Source organism: Microbacterium sp. Root322 (assembly GCF_001425645.1).
GTDB lineage: Bacteria > Actinomycetota > Actinomycetes > Actinomycetales > Microbacteriaceae > Microbacterium > Microbacterium maritypicum.
Map to the genome: position 1 here is coordinate 923,162 of NZ_LMCS01000002.1, position 24,039 is coordinate 947,200.

At 69.3% G+C, this 24,039-nt stretch carries 24 protein-coding genes; 11 read left to right on the forward strand and 13 right to left on the reverse strand.

What is annotated here, in order from left to right; genetic code table 11:
• Positions 1-30 precede the first annotated feature (30 nt).
• Positions 31-1,188 carry an epoxide hydrolase family protein gene (locus ASC55_RS09345; protein ID WP_055866205.1) on the reverse strand — a complete coding sequence of 386 codons (1,158 nt, stop codon included), beginning with the start codon at positions 1,186-1,188 and terminating at the stop codon, positions 31-33.
• 69 nt (positions 1,189-1,257) lie between these two features.
• Between ASC55_RS09345 and ASC55_RS09350 the strand changes: the two genes are divergently transcribed.
• Complete coding sequence (locus tag ASC55_RS09350) at positions 1,258-2,214, forward strand: helix-turn-helix transcriptional regulator (protein ID WP_055874696.1); 957 nt, start codon at positions 1,258-1,260, stop codon at positions 2,212-2,214.
• Positions 2,215-2,316: 102 nt separating this feature from the next.
• On the opposite strand, the gene ASC55_RS09355 is transcribed toward ASC55_RS09350, so the two are convergent.
• Positions 2,317-3,702 carry a glycine--tRNA ligase gene (locus ASC55_RS09355; protein WP_017829557.1) on the reverse strand — a complete coding sequence of 462 codons (1,386 nt, stop codon included), beginning with the start codon at positions 3,700-3,702 and terminating at the stop codon, positions 2,317-2,319.
• Positions 3,703-3,819: 117 nt separating this feature from the next.
• On the opposite strand from ASC55_RS09355, the gene ASC55_RS09360 reads away from it, so the two are divergent.
• Positions 3,820-5,289, forward strand: a complete 1,470-nt coding sequence (locus ASC55_RS09360) for a peptide MFS transporter (RefSeq protein WP_055874699.1) — start codon at positions 3,820-3,822, stop codon at positions 5,287-5,289.
• 38 nt (positions 5,290-5,327) lie between these two features.
• On the opposite strand, the gene ASC55_RS09365 is transcribed toward ASC55_RS09360, so the two are convergent.
• Together ASC55_RS09365 and ASC55_RS09370 are read right to left on the reverse strand one after the other, a co-directional pair.
• Positions 5,328-6,017 (reverse strand): GNAT family N-acetyltransferase, encoded by a 690-nt coding sequence (locus ASC55_RS09365; RefSeq protein ID WP_055866209.1) that lies wholly within the window; start codon positions 6,015-6,017, stop codon positions 5,328-5,330.
• Between the two features lie 50 nt (positions 6,018-6,067).
• Positions 6,068-6,688, reverse strand: a complete 621-nt coding sequence (locus ASC55_RS09370; protein WP_031205733.1) for a hypothetical protein — start codon at positions 6,686-6,688, stop codon at positions 6,068-6,070.
• A 90-nt stretch (positions 6,689-6,778) separates the two neighbouring features.
• On the opposite strand from ASC55_RS09370, the gene ASC55_RS09375 reads away from it, so the two are divergent.
• Positions 6,779-8,218, forward strand: a complete 1,440-nt coding sequence (locus tag ASC55_RS09375; protein ID WP_082524284.1) for an MFS transporter — start codon at positions 6,779-6,781, stop codon at positions 8,216-8,218.
• 15 nt (positions 8,219-8,233) lie between these two features.
• Here ASC55_RS09375 and ASC55_RS09380 read toward each other — a convergent pair whose 3' ends face one another.
• The 5 genes from ASC55_RS09380 to ASC55_RS09400 all read right to left on the reverse strand — a co-directional run bounded on the left by ASC55_RS09380 (position 8,234) and on the right by ASC55_RS09400 (position 13,565).
• The gene (locus ASC55_RS09380; protein WP_055866210.1) at positions 8,234-8,635 is read right to left on the reverse strand and encodes a hypothetical protein; all 402 of its coding nucleotides are present in this window, start codon (positions 8,633-8,635) and stop codon (positions 8,234-8,236) included.
• A gap of 29 nt (positions 8,636-8,664) precedes the next feature.
• A complete protein-coding gene (locus ASC55_RS09385; protein ID WP_055874703.1) occupies positions 8,665-9,630 on the reverse strand; it encodes a serine hydrolase in 966 nt (321 codons plus the stop codon).
• Positions 9,631-9,740: 110 nt separating this feature from the next.
• Entirely contained in the window at positions 9,741-11,705 is a 1,965-nt protein-coding gene (locus ASC55_RS09390; RefSeq protein ID WP_055874706.1) for a M13 family metallopeptidase, read from the reverse strand.
• A 10-nt stretch (positions 11,706-11,715) separates the two neighbouring features.
• A complete protein-coding gene (locus ASC55_RS09395; protein ID WP_082524342.1) occupies positions 11,716-12,864 on the reverse strand; it encodes a sensor histidine kinase in 1,149 nt (382 codons plus the stop codon).
• 2 nt (positions 12,865-12,866) lie between these two features.
• Positions 12,867-13,565 (reverse strand): response regulator transcription factor, encoded by a 699-nt coding sequence (locus ASC55_RS09400; RefSeq protein WP_055866214.1) that lies wholly within the window; start codon positions 13,563-13,565, stop codon positions 12,867-12,869.
• Between the two features lie 167 nt (positions 13,566-13,732).
• Here ASC55_RS09400 and ASC55_RS09405 point away from each other — a divergent pair, with 167 nt between their 5' ends.
• Both ASC55_RS09405 and ASC55_RS09410 read left to right on the forward strand, forming a co-directional pair.
• Positions 13,733-14,179: a DM13 domain-containing protein gene (locus tag ASC55_RS09405; RefSeq protein ID WP_055866216.1), complete on the forward strand. Its 447-nt coding sequence runs from the start codon at positions 13,733-13,735 to the stop codon at positions 14,177-14,179.
• Positions 14,176-14,652, forward strand: coding sequence for a DoxX family membrane protein (locus ASC55_RS09410; RefSeq protein ID WP_055874711.1), 477 nt, complete (start codon positions 14,176-14,178; stop codon positions 14,650-14,652). Before ASC55_RS09405 ends, ASC55_RS09410 begins: the two co-directional genes overlap by 4 nt.
• 5 nt (positions 14,653-14,657) lie before the next feature.
• Here the strand turns inward: ASC55_RS09410 and ASC55_RS09415 are convergent, their stop codons facing one another.
• The gene (locus ASC55_RS09415) at positions 14,658-15,209 is read right to left on the reverse strand and encodes a J-domain-containing protein (RefSeq protein ID WP_055874714.1); all 552 of its coding nucleotides are present in this window, start codon (positions 15,207-15,209) and stop codon (positions 14,658-14,660) included.
• A 102-nt stretch (positions 15,210-15,311) separates the two neighbouring features.
• On the opposite strand from ASC55_RS09415, the gene ASC55_RS09420 reads away from it, so the two are divergent.
• Positions 15,312-16,634, forward strand: coding sequence for an MATE family efflux transporter (locus ASC55_RS09420; protein ID WP_055874716.1), 1,323 nt, complete (start codon positions 15,312-15,314; stop codon positions 16,632-16,634).
• A 133-nt stretch (positions 16,635-16,767) separates the two neighbouring features.
• Positions 16,768-17,046 carry a hypothetical protein gene (locus ASC55_RS09425; protein WP_055874719.1) on the forward strand — a complete coding sequence of 93 codons (279 nt, stop codon included), beginning with the start codon at positions 16,768-16,770 and terminating at the stop codon, positions 17,044-17,046.
• 27 nt (positions 17,047-17,073) lie between these two features.
• Here ASC55_RS09425 and ASC55_RS09430 read toward each other — a convergent pair whose 3' ends face one another.
• Positions 17,074-17,754: a TrmH family RNA methyltransferase gene (locus ASC55_RS09430; RefSeq protein ID WP_235563200.1), complete on the reverse strand. Its 681-nt coding sequence runs from the start codon at positions 17,752-17,754 to the stop codon at positions 17,074-17,076.
• Positions 17,755-17,893: 139 nt separating this feature from the next.
• Here ASC55_RS09430 and ASC55_RS09435 point away from each other — a divergent pair, with 139 nt between their 5' ends.
• The gene (locus ASC55_RS09435) at positions 17,894-19,162 is read left to right on the forward strand and encodes an Nramp family divalent metal transporter (protein WP_055874722.1); all 1,269 of its coding nucleotides are present in this window, start codon (positions 17,894-17,896) and stop codon (positions 19,160-19,162) included.
• Positions 19,163-19,181: 19 nt separating this feature from the next.
• Positions 19,182-19,478 (forward strand): hypothetical protein, encoded by a 297-nt coding sequence (locus tag ASC55_RS09440; protein WP_017829573.1) that lies wholly within the window; start codon positions 19,182-19,184, stop codon positions 19,476-19,478.
• A 27-nt stretch (positions 19,479-19,505) separates the two neighbouring features.
• Here the strand turns inward: ASC55_RS09440 and ASC55_RS09445 are convergent, their stop codons facing one another.
• Together ASC55_RS09445 and ASC55_RS09450 are read right to left on the reverse strand one after the other, a co-directional pair.
• A complete protein-coding gene (locus ASC55_RS09445; protein WP_055874725.1) occupies positions 19,506-20,951 on the reverse strand; it encodes a Na+/H+ antiporter NhaC family protein in 1,446 nt (481 codons plus the stop codon).
• A gap of 67 nt (positions 20,952-21,018) precedes the next feature.
• Positions 21,019-22,632, reverse strand: coding sequence for an amidohydrolase (locus tag ASC55_RS09450; protein ID WP_055874727.1), 1,614 nt, complete (start codon positions 22,630-22,632; stop codon positions 21,019-21,021).
• Between the two features lie 83 nt (positions 22,633-22,715).
• Here ASC55_RS09450 and ASC55_RS09455 point away from each other — a divergent pair, with 83 nt between their 5' ends.
• Complete coding sequence (locus ASC55_RS09455) at positions 22,716-23,372, forward strand: TetR/AcrR family transcriptional regulator (protein WP_055874733.1); 657 nt, start codon at positions 22,716-22,718, stop codon at positions 23,370-23,372.
• A 9-nt stretch (positions 23,373-23,381) separates the two neighbouring features.
• Positions 23,382-24,014, forward strand: a complete 633-nt coding sequence (locus ASC55_RS09460; RefSeq protein ID WP_055866231.1) for a metal-dependent transcriptional regulator — start codon at positions 23,382-23,384, stop codon at positions 24,012-24,014.
• Positions 24,015-24,039 lie beyond the last annotated feature (25 nt).

Consider the following 24,039-nt stretch of genomic DNA (forward strand, 5'->3'; position numbering starts at 1 on the left):
GGGTCTGGGCAGCAGAGTGGGGTTCGACAGTCAGCGGACGTCGGCGAAGAACGCCCGGATGTCGTCGGCGAGCAGGTCGGGACGCTCCAGAGCGGCAAAGTGCCCGCCCTCATCGAAGCGGCTCCAGTGCACGATGTTCGCGTTGTCGCGCTCGGCGAAGACCCGGATCGTCTGGAAGTCGTCCGCGAACACGGCGACCCCCGTGCGTGCGGCGTTGATCCGCGGCCCGGCATCCTCGGCGGCGTCGGCCGCGGCGTCGGCCCTGGCGTTCTCCAGATAGCTGCGGTTCATGCCGGATGCCGCGTTCGCGAACCAGTTCACACTCACCTCGAGCAGGATCTTCTCCAGCGGAACCAGAGAGGTGCCGTTGCCGAACGAGTTGAACAACTCGCTGTAGGCGAGCAGCCCGACCGGGGAATCGCTGATCCCGACCGACACGGTCTGCGGGCGCGAAGAGTTCATCGTGTTGTACCCGCCGACCGACTGGAACCACTGCATGTGCTCGAGGCCGGCGTAGTCCGCGGGCTCGAGCTTCTCGAACTCGGCCGGGTCGCCCGAGGGGAACGAGAACAGCTGCAGCACGTGCAGTCCGAGGAAGCCCGCAGGCTCGAGCAGGCCCAGCTCACGCGCGACCATGGCGCCGTTGTCCGAGCCGTGGATGCCGTAGCTGTCGTAGCCGAGCCCGCGCATCAGACGGTCATAGGCCGCCGCGACCCGGGCCGTTGTCCACCCGGCAGAGGCGAGCGGCTGCGAGAAGCCGTAGCCCGGAGCATCCGGGATCACGACGTCGAACGCGTCTTCGGCACGGCCGCCGTGCGCGACGGGGTCGACGAGGCGATCGATCACGTCGAGGTAGTCGACCGACGAACCGGGGTAGGTGTGCGCGAGCAGCAGCGGCGTCGCACCCTCGTGAGCCGAGCGCACGTGGAGGAAGTGGATCGTCTGGCCGTCGATCTCGGTGGTGAAGTGCGGGACGGCGTTGATCCGCTCCTGGGCTGCGGCCCAGTCGAACTCGCGCCAGGCGGCGACGGCCTCGCGGAGGTAGGAGTTGGGAGTGCCGGCATCCCAGTCATCCGTCGGCGACGGCTGCGGAAGGCGGGTGCGGGCGAGGCGATCCTGGAGATCGGCCACCTCGGCGGCGGAGACCGAGACGGTGAAGGGGCGGAAGGCGAGCGTCGTGTTATCCATATCTCGAAGGTACGAGGGCATTAGGTTAGATTCGTTCCTAATGGATGCCTGACTTTTCGAGGAGTTCCGATGGCCGATCCGACCGCACGACTGCTCGCACTGCTGGCTCTGCTGCAGACCGGCCCCGAGCGCTCGGGAAGCGACCTCGCCGCCCGGCTCGGCGTCTCCTCCCGCACGGTGCGGCACGACGTCGAGCGGCTGCGCGACCTCGGCTACCCCGTCGACGCCACGCGAGGATCCGTCGGCGGCTACCGCCTCGGCGCCGGGGGCAAGCTCCCTCCGCTGCTGCTCGACGATGAGGAAGCCGTGGCCGTCACCGTGGGCCTGCGGGCCGCAGCCGGGATCGCCGGCGTCGAGGAGGCCGGAGCACGGGCGCTCGCCAAGCTCGAACAGGTATTGCCATCGCACCTGCGCCCCACGGTCGATGCGCTCCGCTCGAGCGTCGACCGCGCCCCGGAGAACAACGACACCGACGCCCCGGACCCCGAGGTCGACGCCGCGTCACTGCAGGCCATCGCACGTGCGATCCGCGACGAGGAGTGGCTGCGCTTCGACTACGAGGGCGCACCCGTGCTGGTCGAGCCGTACCGACTGCTCACCTGGGTGCGGCGCTGGTACCTGGTCGCACGCGATCCGCAGACCGACGAATGGGGCACGTACCGGGTCGACTGGATGCAGCTGCGGATGCCGACGCGACGCTCCTTCACGCCGCAGCCGCTGCCCGGGGGTGACTACACGGCCTTCGCCATGCGGACCATCGCCGTGAGCGGGTGGATCGTGCATGCCCGGCTGCGCATCGACGCGCCGGCTGCGGCCGTGCTCGACCGGATCCACGCTGCGGTCGGGATCGTCGAGCCGGTCGACGACGAGCACTGCATCCTCGTCACGGGTGCGGACAGCCTCGACACCGTCGCCGCCTACATCGGCATGCTGATGATGGACTTCACGGTCGAGAGCCCACCCGAGCTGCTCCCCCGCCTGCAGCTGCTCTCCGAGCGCTACGCGCGCGCCGTGGCGAGATCATGAGGCACGTCGAAACCCACACTCCCCGTCGAGACCCACTCCCACACCCGCTGACCACGATGGGTCTCGGCGATGAGGATGGGTCTCGACGATGACTGAGGGTGCTCAGGCGCCGCGCAGGCGCTCCGCGAGGTACGCGTGCAACTCGTCGATCGAGACGCGCTCCTGTGCCATGGTGTCGCGGTCGCGCACCGTGACGGCACGGTCGTCGAGCGAGTCGAAGTCGACCGTGACGCAGAACGGGGTGCCGATCTCGTCCTGGCGACGGTAGCGGCGGCCGATCGCCCCCGCGTCGTCGAAGTCGACGGCCCAGGAGCTGCGGAGCGTGTCGGCGACCTCGCGAGCGAGAGGCGAGAGGTTCTCGTTGCGCGACAGCGGCAGCACGGCGGCCTTGACCGGAGCGAGGCGCGGGTCGAGCTTGAGCACGGTGCGCACATCGGTGCCGCCCTTGGCGTTGGGCACCTGCTCCTCGCGGTACGCGTCGACGAGGAACGCCATCATCGCGCGCGTGAGACCGAACGACGGCTCGATCACGTACGGGGTGTAGCGCTCGCCGGTGGCCTGGTCGAAGTACGTCAGGCTCTGGCCGGACGCTTCGCTGTGGCTGGAGAGGTCGTAGTCGGTGCGGTTGGCGACGCCCATGAGCTCGCCCCACTCCTTGCCCGCGAAGCCGAACTTGTACTCGACGTCGATCGTGCCGGCCGAGTAGTGCGCGCGGTCGTCTTCCGGAACGTCGAACTGGCGCATGTTCTCGGGGTCGATGCCCAGGTCGATGAACCAGTTCCAGCACGCCTCGACCCAGTGCTCGAACCACTCCTGCGCCTCGGCGGGCGGCGTGAAGAACTCGATCTCCATCTGCTCGAACTCGCGGGTGCGGAAGATGAAGTTACCCGGCGTGATCTCGTTGCGGAACGCCTTGCCGACCTGGCCGATGCCGAACGGCGGCTTCTTGCGGCTGGCGGTGAGCACGTTCGAGAAGTTCACGAAGATGCCCTGTGCGGTCTCGGGGCGCAGGAAGTAGAGGCCCGACTCGTCATCGACGACGCCGAGGTAGGTCTTCACCAGACCGGAGAAGGCCTTGGGCTCGGTGTACTGCCCCTTGGTGCCGCAGTTCGGGCAGGGGATGTCGGCGAGCCCGTTCTCGGCCTTGCGGCCCTTGCGCGCCTCGAAGTCCTCGATCAGGTTGTCGGCGCGGAAGCGCTTGTGGCACTGCAGGCACTCGACCAGCGGGTCGGTGAAGGTCGCGACGTGACCCGACGCCTCCCAGACGCGCTTGGGCAGGATGATGCTGGAGTCCAGCCCCACCATGTCGCCGCGGCCGCGCACGAACGTCTGCCACCACTGGCGGCGGATGTTCTCCTTGAGCTCGGTGCCGAGGGGGCCGTAGTCCCAGGCCGACCGGGAACCGCCGTAGATCTCACCCGCTTGGAACACGAACCCGCGGTGGCGGGCGAGGGCGATGACCTTGTCGAGGCGGGACTGTTCGGCCATGGTGGCTCCAATGGTCGGATGCGGGAGGAAAAACCCGTGAACACGGGCACCTCATTCTATCCGTGGTTCCCGCGCGCTCCCTGGCCTCGGCGGCTGCGTCAGAGTACCGTCCTTGGGATGAGCACTGCAGCGCGAACACCGCGGACCCGCGACGACGACACCCGTTTCTTCGGGCAACCGTGGGCCCTGGTGCACATCTTCGGCGTGGAGATGTGGGAGCGCTTCAGCTTCTACGGCATGCAGGGCATCCTGCTCATCTACCTGTACTACTCGGTCACACAGGGCGGCCTCGGCATCCCCGAGGCGGTCGCGGGCGGCATCGTCGGTGCCTACGGGGGCTCGGTCTACCTGTCGACGATCCTCGGCGCCTGGCTCGCCGACCGACTGTTCGGCTCCGAGCGGGTGCTGTTCGTCAGCGCGATGGTGATCGTGGCCGGTCACCTGGCTCTCGCGTTCCTGCCCGGCGCCGTCGGGGTGGGCGTCGGTCTGGTGCTGGTCGCATTGGGCTCCGGCGGACTCAAGGCGAACGCGACCTCGGTCGTCGGCAGCCTCTACAGCGCGGAAGATCCCCGGCGGGATGCCGGCTTCTCGCTCTTCTACCTGGGCATCAACCTCGGCGCGTTCCTCGGACCGATCCTCACCGGCATCCTGCAGTCGTCTCTCGGATTCCACTACGGCTTCGGGCTCGCCGCCATCGGCATGACCCTGGGACTCATCCAGTACTCGTTCGGCCGCAAGGCCCTTCCCGCCTCGGCACGGGAGGTGCCCAACCCGCTTCCGAGGTCCCGCTACGGCCTGGTCGGGCTCATCGCCGGCGCCGCGATCGTGGCCATCGCCGTCCTGGTGCTCACCGGTGTGATCCGCGCAGACAATCTGGCCACCCTGGTGATCGTCGTCACGATCGTCGCCGCGGTCGCGTACTTCTCGGTGATCCTCGGCAGCCGTCGCATCGATGCCACCGAACGATCGCGGGTGTGGGCCTTCCTGCCGCTGTTCATCACCAGCGTCGCGTTCTGGTCGCTGTACCAGCAGCAGTTCACGGTGCTGACGATCTACTCGGACCAGCGCCTGGATCGGAATCTGTTCGGATGGGAGATGCCGGTGTCCTGGGTGCAGTCGATCAACCCGGTGTTCATCATCATCCTGTCCGGCGTCTTCGCGGCGATCTGGACCCGCTTGGGAAAGCGTCAGCCCTCGACGCCCGTGAAGTTCGCTCTGGCGGCGATCATCATGGGATCGGCGTTCCTGCTCTTCCTGCCGTTCGCCGGCGGAGGGGCGAACTCCACGCCGCTGCTGGCCATCGTCGGGATCCTCTTCGTGTTCACGGTCGCCGAGCTGCTCATCTCGCCGGTCGGCCTGTCGGCTGCCACCAAGCTCGCACCGACGGTGTTCCGCACGCAGATGGTCGCGCTCTTCTTCCTGTCGATCGCGCTCGGCACCGCCATCTCGGGCGAGCTCGTCCGGTTCTACGATCCGACCGACGAGGTGCCGTTCTTCTCGATCCTCGGGGGCATCGCCATCGTGGTCGGCATCGGACTGCTGCTGAGCGTCAAGCCCGTGTTGAAGCTCATGCGCGGAGTGCGCTGAGCACACGGGCCACGAGAATCACGCTGTGAAGAGCGTGCTCACGCGGTGAAGAGGTAGCCCCGCGCGGTGTCGTAGCCGGCGATGCGCAACCCGCTGCCGAGCAGGCCCTCCATCTGCGCCCGCAGACGCAGACGCCACTCGTGGGCGGCTGCCGGGTCGGACTCGCGCAGCGCCTCGATGTCGGCGGGGATGGCCAGAGTCTCCACGACCGCGTCGTCAGCCGGGGGCTTGGCGATGTCGGCGAGCGCCCACTCGACATCGAGTCGGTCGCTCTCATCGCCCGCGTCGCCGCCGCCGAAGATGCCGTAGCGGTTCACCGAGTAGCCGGTCGCGCGGGCGCCCAGCACGGTGAAGAAGAAGTGGGCGTTGCGTGCCACGAGCGGATCGAAGACCCACGTGATGCGGCCGACGTCTCGGGAGAAGGCCCACTGCCGCTGGTGCTCCTTGAGCTCGCGACCCCAGCCGCGACCGCGGTACTCGGGCAGCAGCGCGGTGATGTGGGAGTGCATCGCACGGCGGGCGGGCTCGCCGAAGAACGCGATCGACGCGCCGACCATGCGCTCCTCGTCACCCTCGCCGTCGAAGAAGCCGACGACGTAGTTGCCCGACTGCTGCAGGGCGCGCAGGGTTCCGGCATCCACCACGCGCTGCGGACCCCGAATGGAGTCGAGCAGGCCCTGGGCGTCGAGGATGAGTTCAACGGTGTCGAGGTCACGGATGGTTCGCACGCACCCAGTCTGCCCCTCCTCGGCCCGTTCGAGGAATCGGAACCTCGATGTCACCGCATCGGGAACGCCTCTCCCCCACCCGCGGCGAGCGCCTCGGCGACGATGCGGATGTGCTCCTCGGCCATCTCCTGCGGGATCGGCGGCAGGATCCCGTCCCAGAACGACAGCACCGCACCTCGCCCTTGCATCATGCCGGCGGGGCGTCCCATCGCCCACAGGTGCAGATGCGCCGAGCCGTCGTTCCACCGCCCGAAGTGACACCGCGCGACACCGGGGACGCTCTTGACCGCCTGCGAGACCCGCTGCATCAGGGGTCCGAGCGCCGCGAGCACCTCGACCGGCGCGTTCTCGAGCAGCCAATGCTCACGCGGGGCGATCGCGCCGATGAACGGCAACCCTCCGATCTCCCACCCCGCGCGCACCTGCCAGTGCTCGTCGTGCCAGATCGTGAACTCGCTCGGGGCGCAGGGTCCGCATTCGGCCGGGTCCAGCTCGCCGCCGCGGGGCTTCTCCGGCACCAGCATCGGTTCAAGCGGTCGCATCGTGATCGTCTCGAAGGCCCACGGCAGTCCCTCGGCGACGGCGGAGGCGTCGAGTGCCTCGCCGATCGGGAGCCTGCGGTGGAACGCGGAATCGGCGGGATGCTGGTCGATCGTGGCGTCGTCGCTCATCTCCCCATGCAATCACGGACTGCGTGCCACCCGGTCGATCGAGCCCGGGTGTTCGACCCCGCGCCACTCGATCGCCGATAGCCTGAGTCGGTGGGTGCGAGCGAGGACAGAGCCAGGAAACGTCTCTCCCGGACCCCACCCAAGTGGGCGATCGTCGCCGTGCTCGCCTTCGCGGGCCTGTGCTCCTCTTTCATGTTCACGCTCGTCGTCCCGCTGCAGGCCGAGCTCCCGCAGCTGCTGAACGCCTCCCGCGAGGACACCACCTGGGTCGTCACCATCACGCTGCTCGTCGCCGCCGTCGCCACCCCCATCTCGGGCCGGCTGGGCGATATGTACGGCAAGCGCCGGGTCGTGATCGCGCTGCTCGCGATCCTGATCCTCGGCTCCGTGATCGCCGCGGTCTCCGGTTCGATCGTCGGAGTCATCATCGGTCGCGCACTCCAGGGTGCGGTGACGGGGGTCGTCCCGCTCGGCATCGCCATCATGCGCGACGTGCTGCCTCCGGAACGGCTCGGCACCGCCGTGGCCCTCATGAGCGCGACCATGGGTGTCGGCGGAGCGATCGGCATGCCGGTCGCCGCCCTCCTCGCCCAGAACGCCGACTGGCACATGCTCTTCTGGCTCGCGGCAGCCCTCGGCGTCGTCGGCCTCGTCCTCGTGCTGGCGGTGATCCCCGAAGACGTGCTGCGCTCCCCCGGCCGCCTCGACGTGATCGGCGCCATCGGCCTCGCGATCGGTCTCACCGGCGTCCTGCTCTTCGTCTCCCGAGGTGCGCAGTGGGGCTGGACCTCGCCGCTGACCCTCGCCTGCATCCTCGGCGGACTCGCGGTGCTGCTGGTGTGGGGCTGGTATCAGCTGCGCACGAAGGATCCTCTGCTCGACCTCCGGGTCGCCGCGCGACCCGCCGTGCTCTTCACGAACATCGCTGCGATCGGCATGGGATTCGCGCTCTTCGCCTCGAACGTCACGTTCCCGCAGCTGCTCGAAGCTCCGTCGATCGGCGGGGGCTTCGGCCTCGACATGGTCGCCGCGTCGCTCGTGATCATGCCTGCGGGCCTCGTGATGATGGTGATCTCGCCGCTCTCCGGCTGGCTGGAGCGCACCGTGGGTCCGCGCCCCCTGTTCACGGTCGGCGCCACCGCGATCGTGCTCGCCTACGTCTTCGTGCTGCTGTGGTCTTCCGAGGTGTGGCACGTCCTCGTCGCGAACCTGCTGATCGGCGTGGGCATCGGGTTCACGTTCGCCGCGATGCCCATGATCATCATGCGCTCGGTTCCGGCCAACGAGACCGGCGCATCGAACGGCCTGAACGCGCTGTTCCGCTCGATCGGAACGTCGGGAGCCTCGGCCGTTATGGGCGGCGTGCTCGCCGCGATGAGCATCGACATCGACGGCGTGGCCGTGCCCACCAGGGCCGCTTTCGAGGTGTGCTTCTGGCTCGCGATCGCCGCCGGGGTGATCGCGATGGTGCTGTCGCTGTTCATCCCGAAGCAGCGCGCGTCCGAGCAGCATCCATCGCTGCCGGGGTGAGGACGCCTCGCGCGTTCAGCGGGAGATCGTGCGCGGGTCGGGGTCGTCGTCGCGCGGTGTGCGCAGCCGGTCAGGGATAGGCCACGCCAGGATGAACTGCGCCGTCGCAGGCCGCGTCATGTCGCCGAAGTCGTCGATCTTGACGACGATCCGCCCTGGCACGCCGTCTTCGTCGGGCGTCACCTCGAGGATGCGCACCCGCAAGGGGCGCTCGTCCTCGCCCTCCAGCATCCACGGATCGGCGAGCCAGGCGATCCCGTGCTCCTCCAGCGCCGCTTCGGCTTCGAGCCACTCCGTCGCTGCGGTGACGGGCCGCCCGAGCACATCGACGCCGACCCAGTCGTCGCCGGCGGGGTGGATCCATCCGAGCAGTTCGCCGTCGTCGCGGCGGTGCGGGGTCCAGTCAGGTCGTGGCATCCCTCGATGCTAGCGACGTGACGACGGCGTCAGTGCGTGTATTCCATGAGCTCGACGCCGAGCACCCGGAAGGCGTCGTGCGCACGCAGGCGGTGCGTGATCGAGAGATCGTCGAAGCACACGATGAGCGAGTAGGCGACGCCGGCGCGGGGCCCGGCCAGCACACCGGCCTCGGCCCGAACCCCGCGATCGCGGCCGGTCTTGTTCACGAACAGCAGGCCGTGGGCATCGTGATCGTGCGCGAACGGATCGAGACCCGTGGATGCCGCGACCAGGCTCAGGTCCTGATTCAGGCTCAGCCACTCCGACACCTGTGCGCTGACGGCGGCATCGACCACCTGCGAGTTCACGAGGGCGGAGAACAGTCCGGCGAGCTCGCGTGCGGATCCCACGGCCACCTGCGGGGCGTCGTCTGGACCGCGGCGGTCGCGGAAGCGGTCGAGAAGGGCCGTGCGGCGCAGACCCAGCGACTCGATGCGCTCGCGCACCCGGTCGTGGCCGACCTTGTGCAGCAGAGCGTTCACCGCGATGGGATCCCCCGCGGTCGCCGCCATCACGGCGAGGTCTTCCAATGGCAGGGCCGGTGCGTGCAGATGCCGCCACAGGCCCGAGGTCTCCACCGGCTCGAGGCTTTCGCGTTCGACGATCTCGAACGGATCGAGAGCACCGCTCTGGAAGCCGGCAGCCACCTCGATCAGCAGAGGCACCACTCCGAGACCCGCGATCGGCATCGTGACATGGTCGTCGCCGGCGAGCACGTGCACATGGTTGTCGAGGTCGACGACGTGCACCGAGACCTGCGCCCCGGAGTCGACCAGGCCCTCCAGCGAACGCAGCGTGGCGGTGAACGACCGGCGTCCGGCAGCGGCGCGTCGGGGAAGCCGGCGCCTGGTGCGCTGCGAGCGGCGACCCGCACCGGAGGCCTCCTGGGCAGCGCCGAGAGACTCGGGGGCCGAGGAGTTTCGGAGACCTTCACCAGGCTCGAGAGCGCCCACGCTGATCCTTAGGGGGGTGGATGTGCGGGATACCGAGGGGAGACGCTCCCCAGCGGCAGGGCTATCGTAACCCCACCGCCGGGGGACGGTTCACAGAGTGTGACGATTGGTCACCAGATGGTCACTCGCGACGCCGCAGGCAGCCAGAGGGCGTCGTTCTCGCTCACGCCGAACGCCTCGTAGAACGCGTCGATGTTGCGCACGATCTGGTTGCAGCGGAACTCGTTCGGCGAGTGCGGGTCGATCGTCAGCAGGCGCAGCGTCTCGGCGTCACGGCTCTTCTGCTGCCACACCTGCGCCCACGAGAGCAGCAGGCGCTGCACACCCGTGTATCCATCGATCACCGGGGCCTCCGCGCCGCCGAGCGAGAGCTCATAGGCCTTGAGGGCGATCCCGAGGCCGCCGAGGTCGCCGATGTTCTCACCGATCGTGAGCGCGCCGTTCACGTGGTGCTCGGCGTCGAGGCCCTCGGGCACCAGCGCGTCGTACTGGGCGATCAGCGCCTTGGTGCGCTCCTCGAACGCCGACCGGTCGGCATCCGTCCACCAGTCCTGCAGGCGTCCGTCGCCGTCGTAGCGGCTGCCCTGGTCGTCGAAGCCGTGGCCGATCTCGTGGCCGATGACCGCACCGATGCCGCCGTAGTTCGCCGCCGCGTCGCGACCGGCGTCGAAGAACGGGTACTGCAGGATCGCCGCGGGGAACACGATCTCGTTCATGGACGGGTTGTAGTAGGCGTTGACCATCTGCGGCGGCATGTGCCACTCGGTGCGGTCGATGGGCGTGCCTACCTTGTCGATGTTGCGGTCGTGCTCGAAGATCGAGGCGCGGCGCACGTTGCCGAACAGGTCGGCCCTGTCGATCTCGAGGCTCGAATAGTCGCGCCAGACCTCGGGGTGCCCGATCTTCGGGGTGAAGGAGTCGAGCTTGGCGAGTGCGCGCTCGCGGGTCTCGGCCGTCATCCACTCCAGCTCGGTGATGCTCTGCCGGTACGCCTCGATGAGGTGGGCGACCAGCTCGTCCATCGCGGCCTTCGCCGTCGGCGGGTAGTGGCGCTCGACGTACACCTTGCCGATCGCCTCTCCGAGCGCACCCTCGGTGAGCGAGACGCCGCGCTTCCAGCGCTCGCGGATGGTGGGGACGCCGGTGAGCTCGGTGCCGTAGAACGAGAAGTTCTCCTGCACGAGATCGTCGGTCAGGTACGGGGCCGCGGCGTGCACGGCCTTGGCGCGCAGCCATGCCTTCCAGTCGTCCAGGCGCTCGGGGGTCAGCAGCGAGCCGAGGCCTTCGAAGAAGCTCGGCTGCGAGACGACGACCTCGTCGAAGGCCGCGGGGTTCGACGGCGAGACCGCCTCTCGCCACGGAGTCAGGTCGATGCCGGCGAGCGCCTGCAGCTCTTCCCACGTCTTGAGGTTGTACGTCGCCACCGCATCGCGGCTGCGCACGTTGTCCCAGTGATGACCGGCGAGCTCGGTCTCGAGCGCGATCGCACGGTCGGCGTTCACGGCGGCATCGGCCACGCCCGCGAGGCCGAGCAGACGCTCGAGGTGCGCACGGTACGCGGCCCGGGTGTCGGCGAAGGTGTCGAGACGGAAGTAGCTCTCGTCGGGCAGCGACAGACCGGCCTGCACGAGCACCGGAACATAGCGCTCGGGGTCGCCGGGATCGCCGTCGACGTACAGGCCGATGATCGACGCACGGCCGTCGCGGTCGTAGGCGCCCACCGTGCGCAGGAACGTCGGAACGTCGGCGATCGCATCGATCTCGGCGAGCGTGTCGGCAAGCGGCGCGACGCCGGCGGCATCGATGCGCGCGGTGTCCATGAAGCTCGCGAACAGGTCGCCGATCTTGCGGGCGAGAGTGCCCTCCGGGGCATCCTGCGACTCCTCGATGATCGCGCGCACGTCTTTCTCTGCCTGCTCGGCGAGAAGATGGAACGAGCCCCAGCGCGCCTTGTCGCCCGGGATCTCGGTGCGGGCGAGCCAGGCGCCGTTCACGTGACGATAGAGGTCGTCCTGCGGGCGGATGTCGGAGCTGAACTCATCAAGGGCGAGGCCCACGGGAAGAACGTCAGTCATGCTCCCCAGCCTATGACCCGCCTCCCCCGGACGGCAGGAGCACGTTCATGCGGAACCCCTCATCGGTGCGCTCGGCGAACACCTCTCCGCCGTGAGCACGTGCGAGACCGCGCGCGATCGACAGCCCGAGGCCCGCGCCGGAGGCCACCGCGTCGCGATCGGTCGGAGCCGTGCGCGCCGCATCCTCGCGCCAGCCGACGTCGAACATGCGGTCCAGATCCTCCACCGCGACCCCGGCGCCGTGATCGAGGATGCCGAGCACGAGACGGTTCCGGTCGATCTCGGTGGCCGAGATGACGATCTCCGTGCCGCGTGGAGCGTGCCGGATCGCATTGGTCAGCAGGTTCACGATGATCCGTCCGAGCTGATGCGGATCCGCCCAGAGCACGTGCGCGCCCACCCCGCGCTCGACGATGCGCACGCCGTGGCGGGCGGCGGCGGCCGCGACATCCGCGACGGCATCCGAGACCACATCGAGCAGGTCGACCTGCTGCGTCTGCAGCTGCACCGCTCCGGAGGTCAACGTGGACAGCTCGAACAGGTCGTCGACCATGCGGCTCATGGTGTCGACCTGCACCCGAACCTGCCCCGCGAAGCGCTCAGGGGCATCGGCAGCCCCCTCCTCGATCGACTCGGCGAGCGCGCGTACCGCCGTCAACGGAGTGCGCAGATCGTGTGATATCCAGGCGAAGAACCGCCGCCGCGCCGAGTCCAGCCGCTCCAGTTCGGCACTCGCGGCGTCCACCTTCCCCGACACCTCGGCCAGCTGCGCCGACAGGTCATCCAGCTCGCGGGACCCGCCCTGCTCGGCGACGATCACGCCGCCGCGGCCGACCTCGTCGAGCGATGCGGACAGGCGATCGAACGACGACCGCATCGCCCTGGCCACGACCCAGGCCGTCGCGAGGCCCAGGATGAGGGACACCGCGATCACGGCGAGGAGCACGGTCAGGTCATGCGTGGAGATGTACATCTCCAGCGAGATCGCGACGACGGATGCCGCCATCGCGACGACACCCGCGCTCGCGACCAGCATCAGCTGCGCACGGAACGACCGGCGGCGCAGAACCCGCAGCAGGACGAGGGTGAGCGCCGCGACGCACGCGGCGACGAGCAGGCACGTCAGCACGATCAGCAGCACGTCGGCTGCGGAGAGCATGATCACGAGCGGTCCCCCTCCGCCGAGAATCGATAGCCGACGCCCCATTGCGTGCGCAGGTGGATGGGGTCTCGAGGATCTAACTCGATCTTCTCCCGCAGCCGGCGCACGTGCACGGTGACCGTCGAGGCCTCACCGAAGCTCCACCCCCAGGCCTCACGGAGGATCTCGTCACGCCCGAGCGGGCGCCCCTGGTTGCGCACCAGGAAGTGCAGCAGGTCGTACTCGCGCGCGGTGAGGGGGACCTCCTCCTGGCGCACCCAGACCCGACGCCGGAGGGGATCGATCACGAAGACACCGGCCCGCACCTCGCCGACCGAGGCCTGCACCACCTGCGAGCGGCGCACGAGCGCTCCGACCCGCAGGAGAAGCTCCCGCAGCGAGAACGGCTTCGCGAGGTAGTCGTCGACGCCGAACTCGAAGCCCTCGATGCGGTCATCCACCTGCCCGAGCGCGGTGAGCATCATGATGGGCACGTCGGAGAACGAGCGCAGATCGCGGCACAGCTCGTCGCCGCTGATGCCGGGCAGCATTCGGTCGACGATCACCACATCGGGGACGGTGTCACGCAGCGCCGTGCGCGCCGAGACCCCGTCACCGAAGCTGGAGACCGCGTAGCCGTTGGCCCGCAGGTACGCCCCCACCGCCTCCCTGACGGTGGGGTCGTCTTCGACCACGACGACCTCGGTTGCCTCCTGCATGGGGTCGACACTAGTCGCGCGATCCGCGCCATCGGGCGGTTCCTTACGGTCCCGAAAGGTCTTCCCCGCGGCGCTCGTCTCGTTCGTAGCGTTCTTCGAAGTGCGATCCGCCGCGGCATCCGTCGTCGCGGCCACACCGTCGCACACACAGTGAACAGGAGAACCTCATGCGCAAGATCGCTCTCGCCGCCACAGCGGCCCTCACCCTCGCCCTCGCCCTGTCGGCGTGCAGCTCGCCCGCAGCGACCGAGGACACCACGCCCTCCTCGTCGGCGTCGCAGAGCGCGGACTCGGGTGCCGCGATGACGATGACAGAGAAGACCGGGGCGTTCATGGGCCTGAACGAGAAGACGGTGTCCGGCACCGTCACCGTGACCGACGACGAGATCACCCTGTCTGGCTTCTCGTCCGACGAGGGTCCCGATCTGCACGTCTATCTCACCGACGGCACCGATGAGGCCGCCGTCTCCGCCGGCATGCTCGTCGACGCCGTCTCGTTCGACACCGCCACGCAGACCTTCACGCTCGACGGTGTCGACACCTCGAAGTACTCGTATGTCGTGATCCACTGCGACAAGGCGAAGGCCGTGTTCGGAGCAGCCGAGCTCTCATGACCGGATCGCGACCCGCAGGCGCCCTGGCCCTGTCGCTGCTCGGCGGCGGGGCCAGGGTGGCGGTCGGGGTGCTCTGGATGATCGAGGGCTTCCTGAAGTACCGCGCCGGATTCGGGGCGGCCGACATCGAGTTGGTGGCGCAGAGCACGGAGGGGAACCCTCGGGTGCCGTGGTTCTTCGAGCCGCTCGGGTCGGTCATGGGGACGGCGCCCGCCCTGTTCGGTGTGGTGATGCCCGCTCTCGAGGTCGTTCTCGGAGTGCTGCTGGTCGCGGGATCGCTGACCAGGATCGCGGCCTTCGTGTCGATCGGGACGCTGATGCTCTATTGGAGCGCCGATCAGCTGATCGCGCAGTATCCGGCGATGGTCGTGCTCTCCGCGGTCGTCCTCCTCTTGCCCGGTTCGGGACGGTTCGGGATGGACGGATGGTTTCGTGCACGTCGGTCGCGAGCGACCGGGCGGAGACCCGGGTGAATCCGTCAGCTGCGGCGCCGCACGCGGAAGCGTCGGCGTCGTGGCTGCTCGGCGGGGGCGGCCTTCGGCCGCGCCGCCCGACGCTCCGCCCAGGCGGCCACCTCGGCGTCGACGTCGCGGGGTGACGTGACGACGGGCGGTCCGCCCTGAAGCTGGCGGCGCGCTTCCCGCACACGCCGGTTGAAGTCTTCGACGACGGTGCGCACATCCGACTCGCGACCGAGCAGATCGAGCTGATCGTTCAGTTCCCGGTCCTCCGTGCGCAGCAGGATCGCCGGGGGCCCGAGACCGGTCAGGTTCTCGGTCTCGATCTTCCGGCGGATCCACCAGTCGGGGTCGTGGTGGGTGCCGAGTCCTTCGAGGGGCTTGCCCGCGCCGGGCAGGTCGTCGAACTCTCCGCGGCGGATCGCCACCTGGATGGCCGTCTCGATGAACGCGGCACGATCGACCGCCGCCGCGATCCCGGGCGGCGTACCCGACTCCTCGTCGCCGTCGGCGCTCTCGCCGTTCTGCCTGCTCGCGAGATACCGCGCCGCCGCGTCTCGGGGATCCGTCATGAGGCACCTCCGTGCATCCGAGCTCCCTCCCACCCTATGACGGCGGTCGCAGACGGAGGCAGCACGGAAGGCGGGGTCGGTCCCAGGTCATAGGCTCGGAGGATGACCGCGCGTGCCTCCCTCAATCGAGACATCCTGCGGTTGGCCGTCCCGGCCCTCGGCGCTCTGATCGCGGAGCCGGCGTTCCTGATCGTGGATGCCGCGCTCGTCGGACACCTCGGAACCACCCCACTCGCCGGTCTCGGCATCGCGGGCGCCGTGCTCCAGACGATCGTCGGGCTGATGGTCTTCCTGGCCTACTCGACCACCCCCGCTGTCGCCCGACGCTTCGGGGCGGGGCAGCCCGGCGAGGCCGTCTCCGTCGGCGTCAACGGCATGTGGCTCGCGCTCGGGCTCGGCGCCGTGCTCGCGGTGATCGGCGCCGTCTCCTCTCCGTGGCTGGTCTCGCTGTTCGGTGCGGGTGAAGCCGTCGCCGCTCAGGCGAACGAGTACCTGGTGATCTCGATGTGGGGCCTGCCGGCGATGCTCATCGTGTTCGCCGCGACCGGACTGCTGCGCGGCATGCAGGACACCATGACGCCGCTGTGGATCGCGGGACTCGGTTTCGGTGCGAACGCCCTGCTCAATTGGCTGTTCATCTACGGACTCGGCTGGGGCATCGCCGGATCCGCCGCCGGAACCGTGACCGCGCAGTGGGGGATGGTCGCCGCCTACGTGCTGGTCGTCCGCCGCCTCGCCACGCGTCACAGCGCCTCGTTGCGCGCGCAGAGCGCGGGCCTGCGCAACACCGCGACGTCGGGTGGATGGCTGTTCCTGCGCACCGTGAGCCTGCGCGTGGCCCTGCTCGCGACCGTGGGTGTGGCGACCGGCATCGGCACCGACGAGCTCGCCGGATGGCAGATCGTGTTCACGATCTTCTCGGCGGCGGCCTTCGCCCTCGACGCGCTCGCGATCGCGGCCCAGGCGCTCATCGGCAAGGAGCTCGGAGCCGGAGACGAGCAGCAGGTGCACCGTGTGCTCGCCCGCACCGTCGCCTGGGGAGCCTGGTTCGGCGTGATCGTCGGCGGACTGATCGCCGCAGCTTCCGGGGTGCTCGGCATCGTCTTCACGGGCGACGCCGAGATCGCGGCGCTCGTGCAGCCCGTGCTGCTCGTGCTCGCGGTCGCCCAGCCGATCGCCGGTGTCGTCTTCGTGCTCGACGGGGTGCTCATGGGGGCGAACGACGCCCGATACCTCGCGATCGCTGGTGGCCTCAACCTGGTGCCGTTCCTGCCCGCGCTCTGGATCGTGGCCGCGACCGGGGTCGACGGCACCGCCGGTCTCGTCTGGCTCGCGCTCGCCTTCTTCGGCGTCTACCTTCTCGCACGGCTCGGCACCCTGGGGTGGCGCGTGCGATCGGGGCGCTGGCTTGCCGCCGCGGCCTGACGGCGAGTGGTCTCATGCTGCACTGATCTGCACCTTCACCACTTCTCCACAACCGCCGGAATCCGCGGAATACTACGTCGCCGACCCCTGGCGCCTTCGACGATGATCGGGTGACACTGAAGGGATGCTGGGGATGACGGAACCACAGGTCTGGACACTGATCGGCGTCTTCGCCGCGGGGATGTTCGGCACCATCACGCTGATCTCGACGATGTTCCTTCGCACGATGCAGAACGGGTTCGACGGCGTGCAGACAGAGATGCGGAACGAGTTCGCGAGCGTACGCACCGAGATGCGGAGCGAGTTCGCGAATGTGCGGACAGAGATCGGAGCGGTGCACGGGCGAATCGATCACCTGGATCGCGACGTCAACGCGATCTACCGTCACCTGTTCGGCATCGACCGCGGGTGATGCCGGGCGCTCTCGGGCTGGAGAGCGTCAGCCCGCGTATCTCCGGCACCACTCGTACATGATCACGGCGGCTGCCGCGCTGGCGTTGATCGAACGGGTCGAGCCGTACTGGGTGATCTCGATGTGCGCGGAGGCAGCGGCGAGCGCTTCGTGCGAGAGCCCCGGTCCCTCCTGACCGAACAGCAGCACGCAGCGCTGCGGCAGGTCGGCTCTGTCGACCGGCACCGCACCCTCGACGTTGTCGACTGCGATGATCGGGAGCGCTTCGGAGGCGGCCCAGGCGGCGAACGTCTCGACGTCTTCGTGGTGCACGACGTGCTGGTAGCGGTCGGTGACCATGGCCCCCCGCTTATTCCATCGACGGCGACCGATGATGTGCACGGTGTCGGCGAGGAAGGCGTTGGCGCTGCGCACGATCGACCCGATGTTCATGTCGTGCTGCCAGTTCTCGATCGCGACATGGAACGGATGCCGCTGCGTGTCGAGGTCGGCGACGATCGCCTCCATCCGCCAATAGCGATAGCGGTCGATCACGTTGCGGGTGTCACCTGCAGCGAGGAGCTCGGGGTCGAACTGCTCACCGGCCGGCCACGCATCCTCGCCCCCAGGCCAGGGGCCGACGCCGTAGCCGGGCTGGGCGATCGAACCCGTGCTCACCGCGTCCGCGGGAACGTCGGGGGTCGTGCTGTCCGGCGCGGCGTCTTCCATCCCGCCAGGCTATCGCCGCCGCGCACTCCTGCCTGCCCTCGCCCCTGCGAATGCGACCCGAGAACGGAGCGTCTGAGATATTTAGGTGTACCGAAAAATGCGCTACGGTTTCGGTGTGCCTAAAAATTCCTCACTCCCGATGACGGCTCCCGCCGCGCCCGCGGCCCGGGCTCCGCGGAGCCTGTGGCTGCTCGGACCCGCCCTCGTCGCCGGCGTCGCCTACCTCGACCCCGGCAACGTCGCCAGCAACATGACCGCAGGCGCACAGTACGGTTACCTGCTGGTGTGGGTGGTGCTCGCCGGCAACGTGATGGCGTGGCTGATCCAGTACCTCTCCGCCAAGCTGGGGGTCGTCACCGGGCAGAGCCTTCCCGAAGTGCTGGGCGCACGGCTGAAGCGGCCCTGGGCGCGCCGCGCCTACTGGCTGCAGGCCGAGCTCGTCGCGATGGCCACCGACCTGGCCGAGGTCATCGGCGGCGCGGTCGCCCTCAATCTGCTGTTCGATGTGCCGCTGCTGCTCGGCGGCCTGATCACCGGTGCGGTCTCGATGATCCTGCTCACGGTGCAGAGCCGGCGCGGCGCCCGTCCGTTCGAGTTCGTGATCATCGGGCTCATGGCCATCATCACGATCGGCTTCGTCGCCGGAGTCTTCGTCGCACCACCGGACCCGGCAGGAGTCATCGGCGGGATGGTCCCCCGCTTCCAGGACACCGGTTCGGTCCTGCTGGCCGCGTCCATCCTCGGGGCGACCATCATGCCGCACGCGATCTATGCGCACTCCTCGCTCGCCCGCGACCGTTTCGGTGCGACAACCTCCCATGCCGGCGACGAGGCCGTGCGCACCGAGACCTCGCGCATCCGCCGCCTGCTCACGGCCACCCGCTGGGATGTCTCGATCGCCATGGTGATCGCCGGTTCCGTCAACCTCTGCATCCTCCTGCTCGCCGCAGCGAACCTCGCCGGCGTCGAGGGCACCGACTCGCTGGAGGGAGCCCATGCCGCCCTCGCGGCAGGACTCGGACCGGTCGTGGCGACCTTCTTCGCCGTGGGTCTGCTCGCCTCGGGCCTGGCCTCGACCTCGGTCGGCGCCTACGCCGGGGCGGAGATCATGCACGGCCTGCTGCATGTGCGCATCCCGCTGCTCGTGCGTCGACTGGTGACGCTGATCCCCGCGCTCGTGATCCTCGGCATCGGCTTCGACCCGACGCTCGCCCTGGTCCTCAGCCAGGTGGTGCTGTCGTTCGGCATCCCGTTCGCGCTGATCCCCCTGGTCGCGCTCACCGCGCAGCGACGCACCCTCGGCGCCTGGGTCAACCGACGGTGGACGACGGCGGCGGGAGTCCTCGCCTCTGTGCTGCTGATCGCGCTCAACGGCGCCCTGCTCTGGCTGGTGCTGACGGGAGCCTGAGCCCGGATAGGCTCGATGCATGTCTGCCGAGAGCGCCCGCCGCAACGTCCGCATCCTCACCTGGATCGGCTTCGCGACCGGCGTGATCGGCGGCCTGCTGATCGCCTTCCCCACGGTCATCGGCCTCGCCAGCCCCTGGGTGCAGGTCGCGCTCGGCGTCGCCACGCTCGTGATGGCATTCCGTGCGCGCAAGATCGGCATGGCCGAGGTCGAGGGGTTCGACGGCCGACTGTCACTGGCCGCCGCCCTCCTCGGATTCCTCGTCCTGTTCTTCGCCGGTCAGGCCGCCTTCATCATCCTGACGACACTGGGCTGATCCGCGCGAGGATCGGGTCGGCGCGGACTACGCCGTGACGAAGCCCGTGACCAGGTAGAGCACGAACGACAGCCCTGCGGCGATGCCCGCGTACGGCAGGATCGCGAGCATGAGGTTGATCGGCTTGATGCCGATCGACCTCGACGCGAGGATGATGCCGTCGCCGTAGAGGCAGGTGGTGCTGCCCAGCGCCGCTCCCGAGAACACCGCGGCGCCCGCGAGGATCGGGTCGGCGCCGAGCGCGAGCGCCAGCGGCAGGACGACCGGGGTGATCACCGCGGCGAGGTCCCAGAACGATCCGGTGGCGTACGCGTAGATGCCGCACACTGCGAACACGATCGCCGGCAGCAGCGCCGGGGTGAGCACCGGCTCGGTGACCTGGATCACGAACTCGGCGAGCTGCAGGGTGATGTTCATCTCCTGCACCATGAACGCGAGGACCGTGAGGATCATCACGAACAGCATGCTCTCGATACCCTCGAGCGCGGCATCCAGCACCCCGCGGATGCTGAGTCGGCGCTGCACGAGCACGATCACCAGAGTGACGGCGAGAGCCGCGGCGGTGCCGGCCACGACGTTCGCGTTGGTGACGATCGTCACACCGACCAGCACGGCCATCGCGATCAGGAAGCCCCAGGGCTGCGGCTTGCGCTCGGCGTCGGCAGAGGTCGCGAGCGCGGTGGCCACCCGCTGCGCGGTCGATCCGTCGGGGTCGTCGGCCTTGAGCTCGGCGAGGAGAGCGGCCCCCTCGGCCCGCCGCTCGTCGTCGGTGGTGCCGAGCGGGAAGACGTCGCCGTCTCGCTCCGCTCGGATCGCGTCGCGCTTGATCACGCCGAGCTTCGGCAGCCAACCGATGCTCATCAGCAGGGCGACGGCGAGTGCCGCCCACCCGAAGAAGATGAACGGGATCGCCTGCAGGTAGGCGCCGAACCCCGTGCCGCCGACCGTGACGCCCTGCGCCTCGAACAGACCGGAGAAGAACAGCGCCCACGTCGAGACGGGGACGAGCACGGCGATGGGTGCGGCCGTCATCTTCATGATCGCGCCGAGCTGGGTGCGGGGTACCCGGTAGCGATCGGTCACGGGCTTCATCGAGGTACCCGTGGTCAGCACGTTCAGGTAGTCGTCGACGAACAGCACGACCGAGAGCAGGAACGTCAGCACGGTCGACTTGCGCCGCGAGGTGACGAATCGCTCCGCCCAGCGTGCGAAGTCGGTGACGATGCCCGACTTCTCGAACAGCATCATCAGGATGCCGAACAGCGCGACGATCAGCAGCAGCCACTGCGCCGTGGCGTTGGAGAGGGCTTTGCCGGTGTACTCGACCCAGACGTCGAAGCCACCCCAGCCGCCGAGGATCAGCGCCCCGGCTACGGTGCCGCAGAACAGGGCGAACAGGGTGCGGCGGGTGGCGACCGCGACGATCAGGATCACCACGATGGGCAGGAGCGCGAGAGCGCCGAATTCAGGCATGGGAGTCACCTCAGTGTGAAGGGATGCGGGTGCGAAGAGCGTGCGAGTGGTGCGGTCGAGCCGGGGGTCAGGGCTCGACGCCGCCGACGACCGTCCCCTGTACGGGAAGGTCGGGGAGGTCGTCCGGGGCGACGTGCAGCGGGTTCTCCGCCCACACGGCGTAGTCGGCGCGGAACCCGGGAGCGATGCGGCCGAGGTCGGCATCTCCCTGGGCCAGGGCGGCGCCCACGGTGTAGCCGTGCAGCGCCTGGTAGGGGGTGAGCGCCTGGTCGGGCTCGAACACCGGGGCGTCGGGGTCGCCGGGACGCCGGCGCAGCATCGACCACGCGAGACCGATGCGGGCATCGTTCTCGGCGATGGGCCAGTCGGATCCGAGGGCGAGGGGCGCTCCGGCCTCCCAGTAGTCGCGCACTCGCCAGGCGCGGGCGGCGCGAACGGGACCCAACCGGTGCGACCAGTCGTCCGAACCGTCGGCCTTGCGCCACTGCATGTGCAGAGGCTGCATGGAGGCGGTGATCCCCGCAGCGGCGATGCGTGCAACGTCGCGGTCGGTCGTCGTCTCGAGGTGCTCGATGCGGTGCGGGGCTCCACCGGCGCTGCGCACACCGGCGGCGAGATAGGCGTCGACGACTTCCCCGACGGCACGATCGCCGATCGCGTGGGTCGCCACCTGGAACCCGGCTTCGGCGTATCGCCGCACGGTGCGGGCGTACGCGGCCGCATCCTTCCAGAACGGCTCCAGGCCGGCCCCTGCGGTATCCGGCTCGTGGAGCCAGGCGGTTCCGGTCTCGACCACGCCGTCGGCGTAGAGCTTGACCACGCCGCCGCGCCACCGGTCGCCGCGGCGGTCGCGCATGGCGAGGTTGGCGGCCGTGCGCTCCTCGTCGAAACCGGGTTCGTGGTCGATGGCCGACACGATGCGGATCGGCAGTCCTGGTCCCTGCTCCAGGGCGTCGAGCAGGTCGAGCGTGGCGAAGCCGCCGTCCATGATCGTGCCGCCGGTAAGGCCGGAGTCGCGCAGGCCACGCAGCAGTTCGTGTCCGACGGCGAGGGTCTGATCGCGGGTCAGCGCAGGGGCGCTCAGCCGCACGGGCTCGTAGGCGCCGAGCTCGCGCAGCTCCCCGGTGGGGCGGCCATCGGCATCGACGACCACGCACGACGAGTCCTCGAACGCGCGCGCGCCGGTGATGCCCGCACGCGCGAGTCCCGCACGACTGGCGAGGGCGGTGTGCCCGTCGAACACGATCAGCAGCGCCGGGAGTCCGCGCACCGCGTCTTCGATCGCCGCCGCCGTCATCGGCAGCTCGTGGAACACGTCGTAGTCGAGGTTCCAGCCGCGCACCCACGGGTCGGGGTCCTCGGCGAGCGCCCGATCGGCTTCGGCTCGAAGCGCCGCGAGGAGAGCGGAGCCGGTGGTCAGGCCGCCGAGGTCGATCCCCGCCGTCAGCTCGATGCCCTGAATGGGATGCAGGTGCGCGTCGATGAGTCCGGGGGTCACCGCTGCGCCGCCGAGATCGTGGACGACGGTGCGGGGTCCGCGCAGTTCACGCACCAGGTCGTCGTCGCCGACGGCGAGGAAGCGGCCGTCGCGCACGGCGAAGGCTGTGGCGTGCGGGCGGCGCGGGTCCATCGTCACCACGTGCGCGCCGGTGACAATGGTGTCGGCGTCGAAACCGGTCATGGGCTGTACCTTCGTCGTGGTGAATCGTTCGGTATTGAAAGAGTTTCAATAAAATACCAGACGCCTGAGCAGAATCGAGCACGATGACGAAATCTCCGCGCAGAGTCGGTCGCCCGTCGACCCAGGTGCTCACCGAGGAGCGCATCCTGAAGGCCGCGTTCGCGCTCAGCGCTCAGCGCACTCCGCGCCAGTTCACGATGACCGCACTCGCCGAATCGCTGGGTGTCCGCACCTCGGCGCTCTACCACCACTTCGCGAACCGGGACGCCGTGATCCGGGCGATGCGCGGGCAGGTGAGCCGCGCACTCGTCTCCCCCGTGCTCCACGAGATGCCGGTCGAAGACGCGCTTCTCACCTGGGCGCACAGCTACCGTGACGCCGCGATCGCCGCACCGGAGGCCATGGTCATGCTCGCGACCTCGCCGATCGATGCCGACGAGGGCTCGTTCGCCGACTACGAGCAGATCGCCCGACTGCTCGCCGCCGACGGCTGGCCGACCGACACCATCGTGGACGCCATCGTCGCCCTGGAGTCGTTCGTCATCGGCTCCGCACTGGATGCCCTCGCCCCGGCGGACAACATGGCTCCGGGCGCGCTCGCTGCGCAGTTCCCCACCTTCGCCGAGGCCGAGGCCGCCCGCGCGCGGCTCAGCACGGATCCCGCCCGGCGCACGTTCGAGATCGGCGTGCGCGCCCTCATCCACGGACTCACCGCATGGGCACGCGAGAGCACCACGTAGGCTGGTCCGGTGGCATCCCCTGCAGCTGACGACTATCTGAAGACCGTCTACGCGCACACCGAGTGGCAGGACGCACCGATCACTCCCTCGGTGCTCGCCGCGAAGCTCGGCATCGCTCCGTCGTCGGTCACCGAGATGGTGAAGAAGCTCGCCGCCGCCGGACTCGTGTCGCACGTGCCCTACGGTGCGGTGCGACTGACGGAGGCCGGCACCGCCCGCGCCCTCGCCATGGTGCGCCGGCACCGGCTGGTCGAGACCTGGCTGGTACAGGAGTTCGGCTACGGCTGGGACGAGGTGCACGACGAGGCCGAGGTGCTCGAGCACACCATCAGCGACCGACTGCTCGAGGGCATCGACGCCCGCCTGGGACGCCCCCGCTTCGACCCCCACGGCGATGCGATCCCCGACGCCGACGGCCGCATCGAGCGCGAGCCGTTCGTGCTGCTCGCGGATGCGCCGGTCGGGCACACGGGGCGCGTGCTGCGGGTCGACGACCGCGACCCCGAGCTGCTCCGAGCCCTCGAGCCCCTCGGGCTGACGGTCGCATCGACCGTGACGGTCACGGCATCCGGGGTCGAGATCGACGGCGCGCAGACGGCTCTTCCCGACGAGGCGGCACAGGTGGTCTGGCTCAGCGCCTAGCTCCCTCTGCAACACGGTCAGGTGC